Below are 19,939 nucleotides of genomic sequence, written 5' to 3' on the forward strand. Positions count from 1 at the left end.
CGCGACGAATATCCGGCGTACCGGCTGCCCGCAGCCTTGATCCGCACGTCCACCTATCTCAGCCATCCCGTCTTCCAAATGAACCGGGCGGAAAGCGAGATGACGCGCTACATGCGCCGCCTCGCCGACCGTGATCTCGCGCTCGACCGCGCCATGATCCCGCTGGGCTCATGCACCATGAAGCTCAACGCCACGGCTGAGATGCTGCCGATCACCTGGCCCGAATTTGCGGAGATTCACCCCTTCGCGCCGGCCGATCAGGCGCTGGGCTATGCGGAGATGATCGAGGACCTTTCGAAGAAGCTCTGCGAGATCACGGGTTACGACGCCTTCTCGATGCAGCCCAATTCCGGTGCGCAAGGGGAGCTTGCCGGGCTCCTTACCATCCGCGCTTACCACAAGAGCCGCGGAGAGCCCTATCGCAACGTCTGCCTGATCCCAGCCTCGGCGCACGGCACCAATCCCGCATCGGCCACTATGTGCGGCTTCAAGGTTTTGGTCGTGGGGACCGACGCACACGGCAATATCGATATTCAAGATTTCCGCGCCAAGGCCGAGGCGAACGCCGCGAACCTGGCGGCGGCGATGATTACCTATCCTTCGACGCACGGGGTGTTCGAAGAAACGGTGCGCGAGATCTGCGACCTTACGCATGCGAATGGCGGGCAGGTCTATCTCGACGGCGCCAACATGAACGCTTTGGTCGGCCTTGCGCGGTCAGGCGACCTCGGCGCGGATGTCGGCCACCTGAACCTGCATAAGACCTTCTGCATTCCCCATGGCGGCGGCGGACCCGGCATGGGGCCGATCGGCGTCAAGGCGCACTTGGCCCCCTTCCTCCCCGGCCACCCCGAGACCGGCCACAACGCCATGACAGTGTCGGCGGCGCCGTTTGGCTCCGCGTGCATCCTGGCAATCCCGTGGAGCTACATCCTGATGATGGGCGGGGCCGGCCTCACGCAGGCTACTCGCGTCGCGATCTTGAGCGCGAACTACATCGCTCAGCGACTGGCCGGTGCGTATGATGTCCTCTACACCGGACGCGACGGACGGGTGGCGCACGAGTGCATTATTGATACGCGGCCCCTCAACGCGAGCGCCGGCGTGACGGTCGATGACATTTCCAAGCGGCTTATCGATTGCGGCTTCCATCCCCCGACCATGAGTTGGCCGGTACCGGGCACGCTCATGATCGAGCCGACGGAATCGGAGACCAAGGGAGAGTTGGACCGCTTCTGCGACGCCATGCTGGCTATACGCGAGGAGGCCCGGGCCATCGAGCAAGGCCAATCCCATCGCACCAACAACGCCTTGAAGAATGCGCCTCACACCGTCGAGGACCTTATCGGCGAGTGGCACCGGCCGTATTCCAGGGAGCGCGCCTGTTTCCCGGCGGGAGCGTTCCGCGTCGACAAATACTGGCCCCCGGTGAACCGGGTCGACAATGTCTACGGCGACCGCAACCTCGTGTGCTCGTGTCCACCTCTTGAATCGTACGTCAAAGCCCAGGAGCCGGCGGAAGCGGACGTGCTGGCTTCCGGCACTTGACCGCCATGGCGAGAGCTTTGTTTTTGATCTTCAATGCAACGGTAGCCAAATGAATGACCTCTATAGCGTCCTGATTGCCGACCCGATCCATGCCGACGGCCGCGCGCTGCTCGCGGCAGATGCCAGATTCCGCGTCGATGTGGAAGGCGGACTCGATGAGGCGGCGCTGACCGCGCGCATTCCGGATTACGATGCTCTCATCGTGCGCTCCAAGACCCGCGTCACGAGACCGGTGATCGCCGCCGCCACGCGACTCCGGGCAATCGGCAGAGCCGGCATCGGCGTCGACAATATCGACGTGGCCGCGGCGACGGAGCGTGGCATCGTGGTGTTCAACACGCCCGACGCCAACGCGACCACGACCGCCGAGCTCACGCTTGCACATCTGCTCTCTTTGAGCCGCCATCTGCCTCAGGCCGACCGTTCGGTCCGCCAGGGCGAGTGGCAGCCGGCGCGCTTCTCTGGTGTGGAGCTTGCCGGAAAGACGATCGGCATTATCGGCTTCGGAACGATCGGACGCTTGGTGGCCCGGCGCTGTGCGGGGCTCAAGATGCGGGTGCTGGCATATGACCCGTTCGTGGCGCCGGAGATCATGGAGCAATCGGCGGCTGAGCCGGCCGAGCTCGACGCGCTCCTCGCCAGCTCCGACTACATCACCCTTCACTGTCCGCTGACGGACAAGACGCGCAACGTGATCAACGCGAGCCGGTTGGCGATGATGAAACCGGGCGTCCGGATCATCAATTGTGCCAGGGGTGGACTCATCGACGAAGCGGCTCTGGTCGATGCGCTTAAGAGCGGGCACGTCGCTGGAGCGGCTCTTGACGTCTATGCGACGGAACCTCCAGCCGGCTCCCCGCTGCTTGCGCTCGACAACGTCGTTCTGACGCCCCATCTCGGTGCCTCTACCGAGGAGGCGCAACGGGCCGTCAGCCTCAGGGTCGCCCAGGATGTGGTCAGGTTCCTGGCGACGGGCGCCGCGGAAACGGCGGTCAATCTTCCACGCGTCACTTCGGAGCAGCTCGCGCGGACGATCCCTTACCAGCAGCTCGCCCATGCCCTCGGCCGCCTCGTGGGCTCACTCTACGAGGGCCCTATAACGGAGCTCGTGGTGCGGCTGTTCGGCCGCGTCGCCGAGTTGGATTCGCGGCCGATCACGGCAGAGGCCTTGGTCGGGCTCTTGAGCCGGCGCATGACCGGCCGCGTGAATCGTGTCAACGCCGGCCACCTCGCAAAATTGCAGGGCATCGAGGTCAGGGAGTCGCGAACGGAGAACGCGCGAGATTTCGTCTCTCTGGTTGAGATCTGTGCGATTTCCGGCGACAAGAATACGACTGTCGCCGGCACTCTGCTGGGCGAGCGCCATGCCCGGCTGGTGCGCATCGACGACTATGACGTGGAGGCGGTGCCGGAAGGGCATTTTCTATTTACGCGGCACCACGATCAGCCCGGTGTCGTCGGCGCTCTCGGGGAAATTCTCGGCCGGGAGAACATCAACATCTCCCGCATGCATGTCGGCGTCGGCGACTCCTCCAAGACGGCGATCGCCTTGATCAGTACGTCCGCTCCGCTATCGGCGAGCGCGCTGACCGAAATCAGAGCCTTGCCGCCGATCAAGCAGGCCGTGGAATTCGAGCTGTGACGCGGACGAGGCGCCGGTTCGACATCGTCTGCTTCGATTGCGACAGCACCTTGAGCCGCATCGAGGGGATCGACGAGCTCGCCCTGCGCGCAGGCCTCGAGCAGGACGTCGCGCCGCTCACCGCCGCTGCCATGGCGGGGACGATCCCGCTCGATGCCGTCTATGCGGAGCGGCTCTCGATGATTCGGCCGGACCGTGCTTCAATCGATTGGTTGGCCCGACGCTATGTCGAGGAAATGGTTCCGGGAGCACGTGAGACGATCACCGCGCTAACCCGCGCGGGCACATCCGTGCACATCGTCAGCGGGGGCCTGCGACCGGCCCTAGAACCCCTGGCCTGCGAACTTGCGGTTCCCGCGTCCTATGTCCACGCCGTCGATGTTTTCTTCGAGGGCAATGGGACTTACCGCGATTTCGACCATGGGTCGCCGCTGTCGCACCCGGACGGCAAGGCGATTGTGTGCCGCTCGTTGGCGGGACGCAACGCCTCGATCGCCCTGGTCGGCGACGGCGCCACCGATCTCGCAGCGCAGGCATGCGGCGTGTTCGTTGTCGGATTTGGCGGCGTCAGTCGGCGAGACGCTCTGGTAAGGGATGCCGACATCTTTATTGCCGGCCCCGACCTCACGATGGTTCTCGGCCCGCTCTTGGGCGCGGGGGAGTGTTAGTCGTCAGGAACTTCTGGAAACGTGCGACTACTGCAGACGCGGGATCTTCTTCAGGAGATTCGGGTCGATCTTCAGTTCTGGCTTGATCGTCGACGGCCCGGACTGCGGCGGCGGCGGCTTCTCGCAAGCGTAGGCATTCTTGCCGGTCTGCTTGCGCTCGGTGCCCTTCGGGCAGAAGCACTGGCCGCGAGAGACCTTGCCCCCCACGCAGGTGATCGTAGGCGGCGGTTTTACGCAGGTGTATGCGTACGTGCCGGTCTGCTTGCGTTCGCTGCCCTTCGGGCAGTAGCAAACGCCGTTCTTGACCGAACCGCCCTTGCAGACGATCGGCGGCGGCAGCGCCTCGCAGACATACGCGAACTTACCCGTCTGCTTGCGTTCGCTGCCCTTCGGGCAGTAGCAAACGCCGTTCTTGACCGAGCCGCCCTTGCAGGTGATAGGCGGTGGCAGCGTCTCGCAGACATACGCGTATTTGCCCGTCTGCTTGCGTTCGGTGCCCTTGGGGCAGTAGCAAACGCCGTTCTTGACCGAGCCGCCCTTGCAGACGATTGGCGGCGGCAGTGTCTCGCAGACATATGCGAACTTACCCGTCTGCTTGCGTTCGCTGCCCTTCGGGCAGTAGCAAACGCCGTTCTTGACCGAACCGCCTTCGCACGTGATCGGCGGCGGGAGCTTCACACAACGGTAGGCGTAGTCGCCGACCTTCTTGCGCTCATAGCCCTTGGGGCAGTAGCACTCGCCGTTCTTGACGGCGCCGCCTTCGCACGTGATCGGCGGCGGGAGCTTCACACAACGGTAGGCGTAGTCGCCGACCTTCTTGCGCTCATAGCCCTTGGGGCAGTAGCAAACGCCGTTCTTGACGGTGCCCCCTTCGCAGGTGAGCGGCGGTGGTGGTGGTGGCTGCGGTGGCTGCGGCGGTGCGTTGCAGCGGTAGGCGTTAGGCCCGGTCTGCTCGCCCTCGTACTCCTTGGGGCAGACGCATTTCCCTTGATAGACGTCGCCGCCGATGCAGGTCAGCGGCGGGGGCGGCTTGGCGCAGAGGAGCGTCTTACCGCCGCCCGTGACCTCGTCGATCTCCCAGCCCGCTTCCTGCAGATCCTCGGCCTTATTGGGGCTGACCTCGGACCAGCCCGCATCGCATTGCGGAGGCGGCTCCTCCGGCTGCAGAATCGTGATCGTGCTGGTGTGACGGTCGTTCTCCGGCTTGCGGTCCTTCACGCCCGTATCGGGCCACTGCATTTCCTTGCGGTGGACGATGCGCTTGTGTGGGAAGTCCGCGGGGATCGCAATCGAGAGCTCCAGCTTGGCTGCGTCGCCCGGCTTGAGGCTGAACTCGTCCGCTTGGCATTCATAGGTGCCCGCGCCGGTCACTTCGCAGGCGAGATCCGAGGTCAGTCCCTTGATGCTTTCGATGGACACGGCCGGGTCGAGCGTGCCCTTGAGACCGGCGCTGCCCTTGAACAGGCGTCCGCCGCGGTTCTCGATGCTGACATCGAGGTTGCACGTCTCGCCGAGCTTGCAGGTGGTGCCGCCGAACGGCGCGAGGTCGGCGGCGAGAACCGGTATCTCGACACAGGCCGGACCGTCGGTGCCGGCATCGTCGTCGCCGGTATAGCTCGAGGACAGCACGCCGACCGGCACCGGATCCCAACTTAAGTCGGCGCAGTTGGTGACGGTGTCACCCGCCACAGGGTCTGGCAGCCGCACCTGAAGCGTCATCGTTTCGATCGCGCCTGACGGGAAGCCAAAAAGAAGTTGAGCGCATCTAACCGTGTCGACCGCCGCCCCCGGCTCACAGATGTAGCCGTCCGACGCCGCCTCGAGGGTGGCTCCTGGGGGCAACGTGTCGGTAAACACCCACACGCCTTCCGCGGCACGCGGCCCATGATTGGTCAGGCTGACCGCATACTCGCAAATGCCCCCTTCGTAGCATTCGGCCGGGCCGACCTTCGTGATCTCGACATCGAATCCGGTGTCGATCCACGTCTGTATGCAACTCCCGTCGGGCAGGTCTATGCCGGGAGGCGGAATATTGTCGTCCGGCGGCATGCCGCCAAAGCCCCAAAACAGCGCAACACAGTTCAGCGCCGGATCCGGCGGTGCTGGGGGCAGCTGGATTGTCAAAGTGAGGCTTTCCGTGTCGCCCGGATGCAAGAGATGCGGCCCCGCAGCACGCGCGCACGTGATCGAGGGAAGACCGCAATTCCACCCTGGACTAGCGCTGGCAAAGGCAGAGCCGGCGGGCGGCGTGTCCTGTACGATGATCTCGCCCATGTAGTCATCAGGGCCGTTGTTGGTGACGGTGATCTCGTAGTCGCAATCCGCTCCCGCGTCGCAATGGGCGGGTCCTTGCTTGCTGACAGAAAGATCGAAGAAGCCGGTCCCGTCGAGCACGTCCACTGTATGGCAGTCCTCATCCACATGGGCGTCCGCGGCGCCATCATCAGCGCCCATTTTGGCCCAGTCGATCGCCGCGCAGTTCTCGACGGTGCCCCCGGCGATTCCATCGGGCAGCTTGAACATCGGAAGAATCAGCTCACTCGCGCCTAAGGGAAGGGTGATTTCTTCACTGAGACATTCGACCTCCCCATCCGTCTGCGTGCAGCTCCAGGTGAAACTAAAGTTTAGTGTCAAGGACGCGCCAGGCGGCACCGTATCGCGCACGGCCAGGACGCCATTGAACTCCCCAGGCCCATGATTGGTGATTTGTACTCCGAACAGGCAATTGGCGTTCTCGGTGCACTGCGCGGGCCCAACCTTTTGCAGACCGAGATCGAAGCCCTCGACGACGGGCGTCTCGATGCAAGTATGGTCGTTGGTGTCGCCGGGGCCGTCGTCGGTGCCCATCTCGAACCAGTCGATGGCGGCGCAGTTCTCGACGTGATCGTCGGCGACATCCGCCGGCAGCAGGATGATCAGCGTCAAGGTCGCGGACGTCCCGACATTGAGAAGCGCGTTGCCGAGCGTGACGCAGCTGACGACCTGGCCGGCGACGTCGCAATGCCAGCCCGGCGAGGCGGCCGCGAGGGTCGCGTCCACCGGCATGGTGTCGTTGACCGCGAGGGGACCGATATAGGGAACCGCGCCGAAATTGGTGATCTTGACGGTGTAGGCGCAGTTCACGCCCTCCTGGCATTGGGCCGGTCCGGCCTTCTCGATGCCGAGATCGGTCTCCAGCACCGGCGGCGGTGGCACCGGCCAGCCGTCATCAGGCGGCGGGGGTGCCGGGTCCCAACCGGGCTCCCAAGGCTGGTCCGGCGGCCAACCCGGCGGAAAGTCTTCACCCGGAGGAAATCCGCCGGGCTCGGCCACGGGAAACTCTTCAACTGGCGGTTCGCCGGGAACGCCTTCAGGCGGGGCCGGCTGATAGACGACGACATCGCCGACCTCTGTGGCGCCTCTCTTGCCGTCGCCGCCGGCGCCGACATCGATCATGAATGACTGCTCGGGCCCGGTAGGAGGCGTGACCGGACCTTGGTCCGGATAGGGCTCGAAGGCGGTGATGGGCTCGAACGCCTCATAGGGCCGCGCCGCGCGTCCCTCCAGGCCGTTCACCTCCGTGGAGTCGGTCGCCTCGTCGCCGTCGGGATCGAGACAGGGCCCTTGAGGCGAGCACAGGCCGTCGCCCGTCATCCACACGAAGCCGTCCGGCAGAGCCGGATCGATGTTCCAAGCATCGTCATAGCCCATGCCGAAACTGACGCCGCCGGCGGCACTGCCTCGCAGGTAGGGCGGGCCTGCATCCTTTCGGTCGTCGTAACCGACGTCATAGCGTCCGGCGCCGCGCCAGAAGCCGCTGTCGGTCAGCTCGTAGCGCAGCACGCGCGCCTCGTTCGGAGTGGCGAAAGCGTTCTCTTCCCCGAGGCCGAGATTGCGCACGCCCCCGCGCTCGGCGAGCAGCATCACGTCCTGGTCGCCGAAAGCCGGAAACGCGATGTCGGCGACCGGATGGCTGCGCCCGGCGCGGGCGATGGCTTCCGGTGCCTGGAAGAAATCGGGCAGGAAGAATTCCCGGCGCACGCTGGCCAAATTGAACGCGCCATCCTCCTCGATGCGCACCGACCAGACCGAATTGCGCTGGTCGTCGCTCGCCTCGGCATAGTCTTCGTTATCGAACCCCTGGCTGCCCCACACCGCATAATGGAGTCGCACCTCCTCGGTCGCGGGATCGCGGCGCACGCTCAGGCCCCAGACCCGGCGGCGGAAATCGGCGTAGTTCCAGCATGACGGCGTGCTCGCAAAGCCGCCGCTCGGGCAATCATCGATGCGCGCGCCCGAGGCAGGATCAAAGGGGACCGACGGTAGTAACTTGAAGGCGCGCTTCTCCACGTCGAAGAAGGCAGACCGCCCGTCCACACCGTGATCGTAATGACCGAGATCGGCGCCGTCCGACAGGCTGAGCCGGTGGATCATGCCGGTCTCGAGGTCGGACACGTAGAACTGCTTGTTCCAGCGGTCGAAGGCGATGTTGCCGAGCGCAGCGCCTGTGTTGGCGCGCCCGTCGAGTTCGATCTGGGCGAAGATTTCAGGCTGATAGTTACTGGCCGCGTCGAGCTTCCAGACCGTGCCGGGACCTCCATCGGGTCCCCACATGCCGGCCATCCAGTCCGTGTCGTCGGCGTTGCGGTGGAGGCCGAAGGCCGACGTCGCGGTCAGGTAGATATTCGGAGGATCGGCATCGTCGAGCGCGACGCCGAATACTTGTCCGGCTTGGCCGGCTATGATCGCCGAACGCTGAGGCTCGTTTGCCCAATGTGCGCCAGGGGAGGCGGCACCGAGGCTACTGAGGCCGATAATGCTGCCGACCGTGCCCTCTGGATCAATGACAGGGCGACCGGCTTCGTCCACGGTCCCGGAAAAGCGCGTGACAAAGGCCTCGCCGGGTCGCAGGGCGTCTTCGGCGTGTGCGTTCTCCCACGCGGCTAAAGCCGTGATCAACAACAAGAACGCAACACGCGAGCATATCGATAGTCGAGTCATCGACTACTAGGCCCCGCGCGGCAGCCCACCTATCAGGAGCAGAAGTCAGGGAGCATGCCACGTTAGTAGGATAGCAGATACTTCGCTTCTGAGCATGCTTCATTGACTGACACTTAACAGACTGTTGGTGTCGCCGCCTCACACGTGGTCGGTCGCAGTGCCGCTTCCGGCACGACACCCTCACTGCGATGCCGATGAAACCCTCAACAAGAGGGACCGCCCTCGGGCGCTCACGAAGTGGAGCGCGTACGGATTTTAGCCGCCTTGCCGAACAAATGGCTCTTGCCAATCTGGATCAGGACATCGGCCATCAGGATGAAGCCGCCTCCGATGAGGAGCCCATCTATGATCCAGCCCATTGGATCCGCAATTCCCCGATCCCAGAACATCGCGATATGCATCGCGGCAACCGCACATAACGAGAGCCCGGATAAGAGATGCAAGATCCTGGCGCACGCGGTCTCGTCCTGAGAGAAATAGCCGATCCCGAGCGCAGCCCCAAAGCACACGAGATAGCTTTGGCAGGATCAGAGCGGGCGAAGCCGTTAGCGCGACCAGCGCCGCGGCAGCCAGCGCGAACGGCTGACTCCAAGCCAGCGCGGCCCAGATGCGCTCCCAGAATGGCGTGGGCCTGCCCTTCTCGCGCCGTCGGTGCAGCCAGATGGTAACCCCCGTGTGAGTCACAATCGTCAGCGCCAGCCCGAGCAGACCATAGACGATCTTGACGGTCATGCCGCCGAACCAGCCGAAATGGATGGGCTGAAGGGCGCCAAGAATCTGCTGGCCAACAGAGCCCGACTCGAGGCCGCCATCGCCCACCAGCTTGCCGGACCCCTCGAAATAATAGGGATTTGCAGAAGATAGATATCCCGGCGTCCGCATCGAGAGATGGGTCATCTGTCCTGCGGTTCCGGCATGTTCGACATGGGCGCTTGAGAAGATGGAGTCTGAGTGGTCTGCTCGTATGCGCGCGATCATGGCTGCGAGATCGGGCAGCGGCGCAGGCTCGATATCCTCGCCCGCTTGCGGACCGATGAGTTCGCCGAATGCCTTTTCGGAATCGCCCTCATAAGCAGCCAGCGCCAGCACGCCGATGATCAGGACCGACAAGCCTAACAAGGCTCCCGTCAGTGAGGCGGCAATATGAAACGGCAGTCCCCAGACCCCGAGCCGGTTGTGCAGATCGGCATCCTGCCAGTCGCCCCCCGGCAGTAGATTGTTTCGAGTTGAGGATCATTAACCTCTCCTAAACCCTAGACCGGAGGACGAGCAGATCGGTACTGAACTCTCTTCAAGAAGATTATTCAAACAGACGCGACTGCACTGTCTTCAAGAAGATTGTTGAAACAGATTCATCTGCGCTTGAGAGCGCTACTGAACCTTGGTTCAAAGAGTTTATTGAATGAAATTCATCATGGTGCGTTTGGGAACGATGCTGAACTCCTGAAGAAGTTTGTTAAAACAGATTCATCGTTCGCATTGGGTATGTCTGCATGATTGATCCGTCCGACACGATCACGACCGAAGAGGAGCTTCGGACAATCTACGCCCAGCCCGGCAAGCCGGTGGACGCACATCTTGCTGATCGTCGGCATCGATCCTCCACGTCACAGTTTGAAGACATGATAGGAACAGCCGACGCCAGAGGCGGCTTTTTCAGCCGTCAATTCGGCTGAGCAACGCATCTGCGCTAGCAATCGAGTACGGGGGCCCGGGATCATGCCACTTACTTCGGATCAGGCGATAGCATTCGGGACGCTTCTCGGGGCGTTCGCGCTGTTTCTCTGGGGACCCTTTCGTTATGACGTTGTTGCGATGCTTGCCTTGCTCGCGGTGGTGCTCACTGGCCTAGTTCCGGTTGACCAGGCATTCTTGGGCTTTGCGCACCCAGCTGTCATAACCGTTGCAGCGGTCCTTATTCTGAGCCGATCCCTCCAGAATGCCGGGATTGTTGATGTTATAATCCGCCTACTGACGCCCCTTCGCGGCTCCGAGACTTTGCAGGTGGGATCGCAAGCGGGTCTGATCGCGCTCCTTTCTGGCTTCATGAACAATGTCGGTGCCCTGGCGCTCATGCTTCCCGTGGCGCTGCGCAATGCGTATCGCGACGGTTACGCACCTGCGAGCTCACTGATGCCTCTCGCTTTCGCCTCGCTGCTCGGAGGAATGGTGACACTCATCGGGACACCTCCAAACCTCATCATAGCCTCGTTCCGCGAACGTGAATTGGGTACCCCCTTTGGAATGTTCGACTTTACCCCGGTCGGCGGGGCTGTAGCGATTGCCGGGCTGGCGTTCATCGTGCTGGCGGGGTCACGTCTGCTGCCGACTGACCGCCGCGGTGCCAACGACGATGCGCTCAACATCGGCGACTATCTGGCCGAGGCTCGCGTCGAGAAGGACGGCGAAGCCTGGGGCAAGAGTCTCCGGGAGATCGAGAAACTGGTCGACGGGGAAGTGCGTATTGTGGGGCTTGTGCACGGCAGTAAACGTCAGATGGCACCAGCCTCGACGGAACGAGTTCATGCTCGTCACGTACTTATCCTTGAGGGCGAACCCGCCGCCATCAAAGAACTCGTCGACGTGGGAGGCTTGAAACTGCTCAGCAGCGAGGGCCTGACTGCCGAACAACTGCGATCTGAAAAGGTTGGGCTAGCAGAAGCTGTCATCAAGCCCGGGTCGTCCCTTGAGGGGAAGACGCCGACATCACTCAACCTACGTCGTGACCACGGAATCAACTTGCTCGGAATTGCTCGCCACGGCAAGCGGGTCCACAAGCGTCTGGGCGACATTCGCCTCCAGACTGGAGACGTGTTGCTCCTCCAGGGTCCTACGAAGACCATGAACAGGACACTTGCTGAACTGGGCTGTCTTCCCCTAGCCGAGCGCAGCTTGCAGATAGGTCGTCCCAGGCGGTTGCTACTTGCGGGAGGCATCCTCGCACTCGCCATCCTGGCCACCATGACGGGTCTTGTACCCGTGCAACTGGCCTTTGTAACGGCGGCCGTGGCTGTCGTGCTTGTCGGTATCGTGCGTCCGGGCGAGATCTACGACAGTGTCGACTGGCCTGTCATCGTCCTGCTCGGCGCGATGATACCGGTCGGGGCGGCCTTGGAGACGACTGGAGGTGCCGCCTTGGTCGCGGAGGGCATCCTAGCTCTTGGCAGCAATCTAGCCTCGGTGTGGATGGTCATGCTACTACTGGTCGGCACCATGTTCTTGTCGGATGCCATCAACAACAACGCTACTGCCGTCCTTATGGCGCCTATTGGACTCCAGATGGCGGAACACCTGCAAGCAAGCCCCGACCCGTTCCTAATGGCGGTCGCCGTCGGCGCGTCCTGCGCCTTCCTGACGCCGATCGGGCATCAGTCCAACACGTTGATAATGGCGCCAGGTGGTTATCACTTCGGCGATTACTGGCGCTTGGGCTTGCCGCTTGAACTCATCATTGTGGTCGTTGCCGTTCCAATGATCGTGCTCGTCTGGCCCCTGTAGGCGAGGCGACTGAAATTCCTCTGGACTTCTCATGCATACGAAGCATGTGTGGTGGAGGCGGACAGACTGACTGACCTCTGAGCACGCCCCTGGCGCCCGGCTTCGGTCCCGGGCTTGTGGCGGTGCTAGAGCCCGATTTCGGGCTCCAAGGAGGTCAGCGATGAGCACTTCCAACTGCTTTGTCGCGGACGATCACGACAGCGAGCCCAAATTGGGCCGAAGCGATTTTTGCACCGCCCCGCAGGTGACCTGGCTGGCGCCAGCCTTGGCTGGGCTGGGAGGCTGCAGGTCAGCAGCGCGCGCAAGCTCGAGCCATTCGTCCTGTGCACTGCCTAGATATTCACCAAGAAGTGCTAACAGGAGCCTGCCGAAGCCGCTTAAGCTTCCGTTAATTTCGCCCGGCCGCCGGCGAGTTCGTGATGCTTATCGGGCTGGAAAGTCAGCACAAATCTTTGATGCGCGAAGCGGACGCCTACCCCCGGGGGCCAGGGAATATTGGCGGTGAACGGAGAACTTGAGCTCAGAACAGAGACCGCCCTCGTCTATCAATGAATGGCCGCAACCGCAGCTCTGATGTATCCAGTTCGAAACTTTCGGGGGAACTGAACGGCAGCAAATTCCTTATTCTAGGGGAGGTGCCGCTGGCTTTGTCTTTTCTCCAGTGGCGCATTAGACTCGGTCTGAATGATCTCAAATGATTGGTGCTCCTTGAATTTCGCAACAGACCAAACGAAAAAGACCGGCCACACAAAAGGGCACTGCGTCCGTTCCCTAGTCCCTCGCATCTACATTCTCAATGCGCTGCTTACAGGCGGAATCGAACAGTGCGCGAAACACTTCGCACGCATCGCCGAACTCGGCTTTGATTGGGTCTGCTACGTCCCCCACGCCGGCCAATGGGAGCCAAGAACCTTCCCAAAGCTTGCCGACGAGGCGCATCAAGCTGGTCTCAAGATCATGCTCCAAGCGCCGAGCGGGGAAGCAGCGGACTATAAAGCCTGGGCCAAGGCCGGCGCTTCGGGCTTTCTCGTCTCGCCCGCCGCAGAGCGGTCCACCCAGTGGCGGACCATGCTCGCCGAAGTTCGAGCGGGAAAGGCGAAGCCACTTTTTGTGGCGGACACTCTCGGCCGGCCCTGGGAAGAAGTTTTGATCCTAGCGCAAGCCGGTTTCGACTACCTCATCAACAGCACCGCGTGGTGGGATCTCCGCGAAAACTGGTTCCTGCGGCAGCAGCAGGAGCTCGGGGGTCTGGTGCCTACGCTGTCGAGCCCAGAGCCTCTGCATGGGATGCGGCTTGCACACCGGCTAACCCACGCCGATACAGCCCATTACGAGGCGATCTATCGCGGCCGTTACTTGGTCGCGGCAACGGCTTCCTCCGGTCTCATCTGTCCGATGGGCTACGAGTTCGCGAGCAATGTGAGCTTCGAAGCAGCGACGGCTCGTGAAACCGATTGGGATCTCGTGCAAGAACAGGCGCCGTTTGATTTGAGCGACGAAATTAGACGCATCAACAACCTCAAAGCCACAATGCCGGTCCTGCAAGGCGAAGGTGAGCTGCGGGTTGCTTCGGCGCCGGGAACACTGCCGGCGGTGATCGTGCGCAGGTCTGAATATGCGCCCGGCGAGGCCGCCTGCCTCGTGGTCAATTCCAGCGCACATGAGCACGCCGTCCCGCCGCTCTCAGAACTCGCCATCGCTGCCGGCACGGCGCGCTTCGTGGAGCCCGGCAAGAAGAAGCTCGTGGCTTTTGATGATCTTGCTCCTTACGAATCGCGGCTCCTGGCCACGGCACCTCAACCGAAAAGCAAGCCGCTCTCGCCAAAGGAGTCCAATAAGCGCCTCGAGGCCTTGGCGGCAAACCGTGTCGTGATCGAGGGTGTCGCGCCCGAGCTCGACGGGGGACGTTTTCCGGTGAAGCGCGTTTCCGGCGATATGTTCGAGGTCCAAGCGGACATCTTCTGCGACGGCCATGACGTGATCGCCGCTGCTATTCTTCATAGAGCGCCTGACGCGGAGGCGTGGTCCGAAACACCAATGACCTTTGTGGACAATGATCGCTGGGCGGGCAGCTTCCCGCTCACCAAGATCGGGCGTTGGACCTATACGATACTCGCCTGGCGCGATCTATTCGCCACCTGGCGGCAGGAGGTGGCGAAGAAGCACGACGCCGGCCAATCGATCACGCTCGAGCTCGCCGAAGGATGCGAATTCGTGAAGCGGGCGGCGAAAGCGGCCGAAGCGAAGGTCGGCGACGAGCTCAAATCGCTGGCGCGCGAGTTAACGAAGATCAAGGACGAAGGCCGTCTGCTCGGTTTGCTGGAAAGTGCCGACATAGCGAATCTCATGCGGCGAGCCGGCCTGCGCACGAATTTGTCCCGCTACGAGCGTGACCTCGAAGTCACCGTGGATCGCCCAATCGCGGCTTGCGCGGCCTGGTACGAGTTGATGCCCCGCTCGCAGTCGGGCGACCCGCTGCGCCACGGCACTTTCGATGACGTAATCGCGCGGCTGCCCTACGTCCGCGATCTTGGCTTCGACGTCCTCTACTTTCCGCCGATCCATCCCATCGGCAAGACCAACCGCAAGGGCCGCAACAACAGCCTGACGCCGCGGCCAGACGACCCGGGCAGCCCTTATGCCATCGGCGCGAAGGACGGCGGCCATGACGCCATTCATCGCGAGCTCGGCAACTTCGACGACTTCGCCCGGCTGATCGAGGCCGCACGCGCTCATGGGCTCGAAATCGCCATCGACTTCGCCATCCAGTGCTCTCCAGACCATCCTTGGATCAAAGAGCATCCCGAGTGGTTTGATTGGCGCCCCGACGGCAGCATAAAATTCGCCGAGAACCCGCCGAAGAAGTACGAAGACATCGTCAATGTCCACTTCTATCGCGATGCAGTGCCGTCGTTGTGGCTGGCCTTGCGCGACGTGGTGCGCTTCTGGATCGAGAAGGGCGTCACGATCTTCCGGGTCGACAATCCACACACCAAGCCGGTGCCGTTCTGGGAGTGGATGATCGGCGACATCCAGAAGGAGCACCCCGAGGCGATATTCTTGGCCGAAGCCTTTACCCGGCCGAAGATGATGAAGCGCCTGGCCAAAGCGGGCTTCACGCAGTCCTACTCCTACTTCACATGGCGAAACACCAAGGGCGAGATCACCGACTATCTGATGGAGCTGACCAAGACCGAGGCGGCCGAGTACATGCGCCCGAATTTCTTCGTCAACACGCCGGACATCAATCCCGTGTTCCTGCAGACGAGCGGGCCCGCGGGCTTCAAGACGCGTCTGGTACTCGCCGCGACGCTCGATCCGCTCTACGGCGTGTACAACGGATTTGAACTGTGCGAAGCCACGCCGATGCCGGGCAAGGAAGAGTATTTGAACTCGGAGAAATACGAGATCAGGGCGTGGGATTGGGATCGTCCCGGCAACATCAAGGACGACGTTCGCTTGGTGAACGCAATCCGTCGGAACAATCCGGCGCTCTGGCACTTTACCAATCTGACGTTCTTGAATGCATGGAACGACAACATAATCGCCTTCTACAAGATGAGCGCTGAACGCGACAATCTGGTGATCGTCGCCGTCAATCTTGACCCCCACAGCGCACAGGGCGCCGATTTCGAGGTGCCTCTCTGGGAGTTCGGTCTTCCGGACAATGCCTCCATCGAGGCCGTCGATCTCGTCGAGGACAAGCGCTTCACCTGGAATGGCAAAGTGCAGCACGTCTGGCTCGATCCGACAATTCAGCCTTACGCAATCTGGCGCTTGGTGCCGCCTGGCGCTGTCTAAACTCAAGATCCGAAAGTCGTAATGATCGATCGGTCAGATCCGCATTGGTACAAAGACGCCATCGTCTATCAATTGCACATCAAGGCGTTCCAGGACGCCAACAATGATGGCATTGGCGACTTCACCGGTCTGATCAACCGGCTGGACTACATCCAGGATCTTGGTGTCAACACGATTTGGCTGCTGCCGTTCTATCCGTCGCCGCTCCGGGACGACGGCTACGACATCGCCGACTATCGGGCCATCAATCCCTCCTATGGGACGATGCGTGAGTTTCGCCGCTTCGTGGCCGAAGCACATAGGCGCGACATCCGCATCATCACCGAACTCGTCATCAATCACACATCCGACCAGCACCCGTGGTTCCAGCGCGCCCGCACCGCGAAGCCGGACTCCGCTTGGCGCAACTATTATGTGTGGAGTGACACCGACCAGAAATATTCCGGCACGCGCATTATTTTCCTCGACACGGAGACGTCGAACTGGACGTGGGACCCGGTAGCCGAGTCCTTCTTCTGGCACCGGTTCTATTCGCACCAGCCGGACCTGAACTTCGACAATCCCCGCGTGCTCGAAGAGGTGACCAAGGTCATGCGCTTCTGGCTCGAGACGGGCGTGGACGGCCTGCGTCTCGACGCCGTGCCCTACCTCGTGGAGCGTGAGGGCACGAACAACGAGAACTTGGCCGAGACCCACGACGTCCTGAAGAAGATCAGGACAGAGGTAGACGAGCGCTTTCCCGATCGCATGTTGCTTGCGGAGGCCAATCAGTGGCCGGAAGACACGCGTCCCTATTTCGGCGAGGGCGACGAGTGCCACATGGCGTTCCATTTTCCTCTGATGCCGCGCATCTACATGGCGCTTGCGCAGGAGGATCGTCACCCGATCACCGACATCATCGCGCAAACCCCCGATATCCCCGAAAACTGCCAGTGGGCGATCTTCTTGCGCAATCACGACGAGCTCACCCTCGAGATGGTGACCGACTCCGAGCGCGACTATTTGTGGGAAACCTATGCGAACGACCGACGCGCGCGCATCAATCTCGGCATTCGCCGGCGCCTTGCGCCGCTCCTCGAGAACGATCGCCGAAAGATCGAACTCCTGAACGGCTTGTTGCTGTCCATGCCGGGGACGCCGGTCATCTATTACGGCGACGAGCTGGGCATGGGCGACAATTATTTCCTCGGCGACCGCGACGGCGTGCGCACCCCCATGCAGTGGTCGGCCGACCGCAACGGCGGCTTCTCTCGGGCCGACCCGCAAAACCTCTATTTGCCGCCCATCCAGGATCCGATCTACGGCTTCGAGGCGATCAACGTCGAGCGGGAGCAGAAGGACGGCTCGTCGATCCTGAACTGGATGCGTCGCACGATTGCCGTGCGGAAGTCCGCGCAAGCCTTTGGCCGCGGAACGATGACGTTCCTCTATCCCCGCAACCGTAAGATCCTCGCTTATCTCCGCGAGTACGAGGACGAGACGATCCTGTGCCTTTTCAACCTATCCCGTGCCGCGCAGGCGGTGGAGTTCGATCTCGCCGCCTACAAGGGCAGTGTGCCCATCGAGATGGGCGGCCGCGCCGCCTTTCCGCCGATCGGTGATCTGCCTTACTTGCTGACGTTACCGGGCCACGGCTTCTTCTGGTTCGTGCTGGCGGGTGAGGCGGAAGCGCCGGCATGGCATCAACCCGCGACGGAGCCGCTGCCCGACTTCATGACGCTGGTGTTGACCCATGGCTGGCGCACGGTCAGCGAAGGCGTGCCGGCGCGCCAGTTCCAACGGAAAGTGCTACCCGCCTATCTCGCCAATCAGCGTTGGTTCGGGGCCAAGGACAAGGTTATCGAGAGCGTCGCGCTGGCGCCGTGGAGCGAGATTTCCGGTACGGAAGGCGGCTCCTATCTCCTCGCCGCGGTCGACATCAAGCTCGCCGGCGGTGAGAGCCAAATCTACTTCCTGCCGCTGTCGCTTGCCTGGGACGAGACCTACCTCAAGCCTTCGCCGCTACTGGCGAACACCCTGGCAAAAATCAGACGCGGTGCGAAGGTCGGCGCCCTCGTCGACGCGGCCGCGGAGTCCGAGTTCGCCCACGCCTTGTTGTGGCGGCTTCAAGAGGCGAAGACCGATGAAGACGCCGGGGAGGGCGTGATTTACGAGGCGACGGAGCGGCTTCGCGAACTCGAACTACCCGATATCGAGGACTCGCGCCGTCCGACTACCGAGCAGAGCAACGTTTCCATCGTGCTCGGCAATGAGGTGGTGCTGAAGGTCTATCGCCGTTTGCAGGCGGGCATCCAGCCCGAAATCGAAGTCAGCCGCTTCCTGACGGAGGCCGGCTTTGCCAATACCCCGCCCTTCCTCGGCGCTATCGAGCATCGGCCCAAGGAAGGTGACGCTGCGGCCATCGCGGTCGCTTTCAAATTCGTCATCAATCAGGGCAACGGCTGGGACGTTCTACTAGACGCGCTGGACCGTCATCTCGAAGAGCAGGAACTGTCGCCGATGTTGGAGAACGACGAGGCCGCCGAACTGCCGGACCCCGTTTTGCTCGATCTCGTACGCACACTGGCGCAGCGCACCGCGGAGATGCATTGTGCCTTCGCCACCAAGACGCGTGAAAAAACCTTCCGCGCGGAGCCGGTCACCGAGGCGGACATGCGGCGGTGGACGCGGCACGTGCTTGGGCAGTCTAAGCGTGCGTTCGCTGCACTCAAGCAGGTGCGTCGCAAAGTGACGGACGACGAGGAGGCACTCGGGGCCATCGACGCCTTGCTCAAGCGCCAGCGCGAGGTCACACAGCGCATCGAGCGGTTCGGCAAGATGAGTCCGTCCGGTTTTAAGATGCGCCATCACGGCGACTATCATCTGGGCCAGGTTCTGGTGTCCCAAAATGACGTCTACATCATCGATTTCGAAGGCGAGCCCTTGCGGTCGCTGAAAGAACGCCGCGCCAAGGCCGACCCCGTCCGCGATATTGCCGGCATGTTGCGGTCGTTCGATTATGCGGCAGGGACGGCCCTGCAGCGCTCCCTTGCGCGTGGCCTGGGCCACCGGGAGACGGTTGAAGGCATCGCCTTCACCTGGCGCGACGCCGCACAAGCCGCTTTCCTCGAGACGTACGCCGAAGCGCTTGCGGCATGCGACCATTGGCCGAGCTCGACCGAGGATACGTTGGCGCGGCTCGAGTTGTTCTTGTTGGAAAAGGTTCTCTACGAAGTGAGCTACGAGGCAGGCAATCGGCCGAACTGGGTGAGCATTCCAGCAAAGGGAGCTCTACGATTGCTGAATGAACGCAGGAGCAAGTCATGACCCTCCCCGCCGAAAAACGCGCAAATCATTGGATACCGAGCCGCGCGAGCCTTGACGCGCTCGTGCGCGGCGAGCATGGCGACCCGTTCTCGATCCTCGGGCTGCATCGCGGCCGCGCCGGTGCATCTCTCTGCGTCTTCCTGCCGGGTGCGGCGTCCGTCACGGCCCTCGACCCCGAGACGGGAGAGGAGGTCGCGCTCGAGCGGCTGAACAAGACGGGTGTGTTCGGCGCGGAAGTGCCGGACGGATTTTCACAGAGCTACCGCTTGCGCGTCGCCCGCGACGGAGAGACGGCCGAGATCGACGACCCGTATCGCTTCGGACCCATTCTCGGCGAGCTCGATCTCCATCTCTTCGCCGAGGGTAATCATTTGCGCCTTTACGAGAAGATGGGCGCCCATGCCATCACGCATGAAGGCGTGGACGGCATCAGCTTCGCGGTCTGGGCGCCGAACGCCACGCGCGTCAGCGTGGTCGGGCCGTTCAACGACTGGGA

Annotated in this window: 10 protein-coding genes; 8 read left to right on the forward strand and 2 right to left on the reverse strand. The window is 62.4% G+C overall.

The features are described 5' to 3' along the window. The 3 genes from gcvPB to ACSLE4_RS02645 all read left to right on the forward strand — a co-directional run. The coding region (gene gcvPB, locus ACSLE4_RS02635) for an aminomethyl-transferring glycine dehydrogenase subunit GcvPB (RefSeq protein ID WP_435902940.1) at nt 1-1,548 on the forward strand (1,548 nt) is incomplete at its 5' end. A gap of 49 nt (nt 1,549-1,597) precedes the next feature. Then, nucleotides 1,598-3,190 (forward strand): phosphoglycerate dehydrogenase, encoded by a 1,593-nt coding sequence (gene serA / locus ACSLE4_RS02640; protein WP_435902941.1) that lies wholly within the window; start codon nt 1,598-1,600, stop codon nt 3,188-3,190. Further along, the gene (locus ACSLE4_RS02645) at nt 3,187-3,858 is read left to right on the forward strand and encodes an HAD-IB family phosphatase (RefSeq protein WP_435902942.1); all 672 of its coding nucleotides are present in this window, start codon (nt 3,187-3,189) and stop codon (nt 3,856-3,858) included. The genes serA and ACSLE4_RS02645 overlap by 4 nt, the downstream gene beginning before the upstream one ends. Before the next feature lie 27 nt (nt 3,859-3,885). On the opposite strand, the gene ACSLE4_RS02650 is transcribed toward ACSLE4_RS02645, so the two are convergent. Then, nucleotides 3,886-8,796 carry a hypothetical protein gene (locus ACSLE4_RS02650; RefSeq protein ID WP_435902943.1) on the reverse strand — a complete coding sequence of 1,637 codons (4,911 nt, stop codon included), beginning with the start codon at nt 8,794-8,796 and terminating at the stop codon, nt 3,886-3,888. A gap of 297 nt (nt 8,797-9,093) precedes the next feature. Then, on the reverse strand, nt 9,094-10,050 hold the full coding sequence (locus ACSLE4_RS02655) for a PepSY-associated TM helix domain-containing protein (protein WP_435902949.1): 957 nt from the start codon (nt 10,048-10,050) through the stop codon (nt 9,094-9,096). A 281-nt stretch (nt 10,051-10,331) separates the two neighbouring features. Between ACSLE4_RS02655 and ACSLE4_RS02660 the strand changes: the two genes are divergently transcribed. From ACSLE4_RS02660 to ACSLE4_RS02680, 5 genes are all read left to right on the forward strand, one after another. Continuing rightward, nucleotides 10,332-10,514: a hypothetical protein gene (locus ACSLE4_RS02660; RefSeq protein ID WP_435902944.1), complete on the forward strand. Its 183-nt coding sequence runs from the start codon at nt 10,332-10,334 to the stop codon at nt 10,512-10,514. 43 nt (nt 10,515-10,557) lie between these two features. Continuing rightward, on the forward strand, nt 10,558-12,336 hold the full coding sequence (locus ACSLE4_RS02665) for an SLC13 family permease (protein WP_435902945.1): 1,779 nt from the start codon (nt 10,558-10,560) through the stop codon (nt 12,334-12,336). Nucleotides 12,337-13,293: 957 nt separating this feature from the next. Beyond that, entirely contained in the window at nt 13,294-16,137 is a 2,844-nt protein-coding gene (locus ACSLE4_RS02670) for an alpha-1,4-glucan--maltose-1-phosphate maltosyltransferase (protein ID WP_435902946.1), read from the forward strand. Between the two features lie 21 nt (nt 16,138-16,158). Then, the gene (treS, locus tag ACSLE4_RS02675) at nt 16,159-19,443 is read left to right on the forward strand and encodes a maltose alpha-D-glucosyltransferase (protein WP_435902947.1); all 3,285 of its coding nucleotides are present in this window, start codon (nt 16,159-16,161) and stop codon (nt 19,441-19,443) included. Beyond that, nucleotides 19,440-19,939: GlgB N-terminal domain-containing protein (locus tag ACSLE4_RS02680; protein ID WP_435902948.1), on the forward strand; the 500-nt coding region annotated here is incomplete at its 3' end. The genes treS and ACSLE4_RS02680, both read left to right, overlap by 4 nt.

Source organism: Methyloceanibacter sp., from assembly GCF_051306395.1.
GTDB lineage: Bacteria > Pseudomonadota > Alphaproteobacteria > Rhizobiales > Methyloligellaceae > Methyloceanibacter.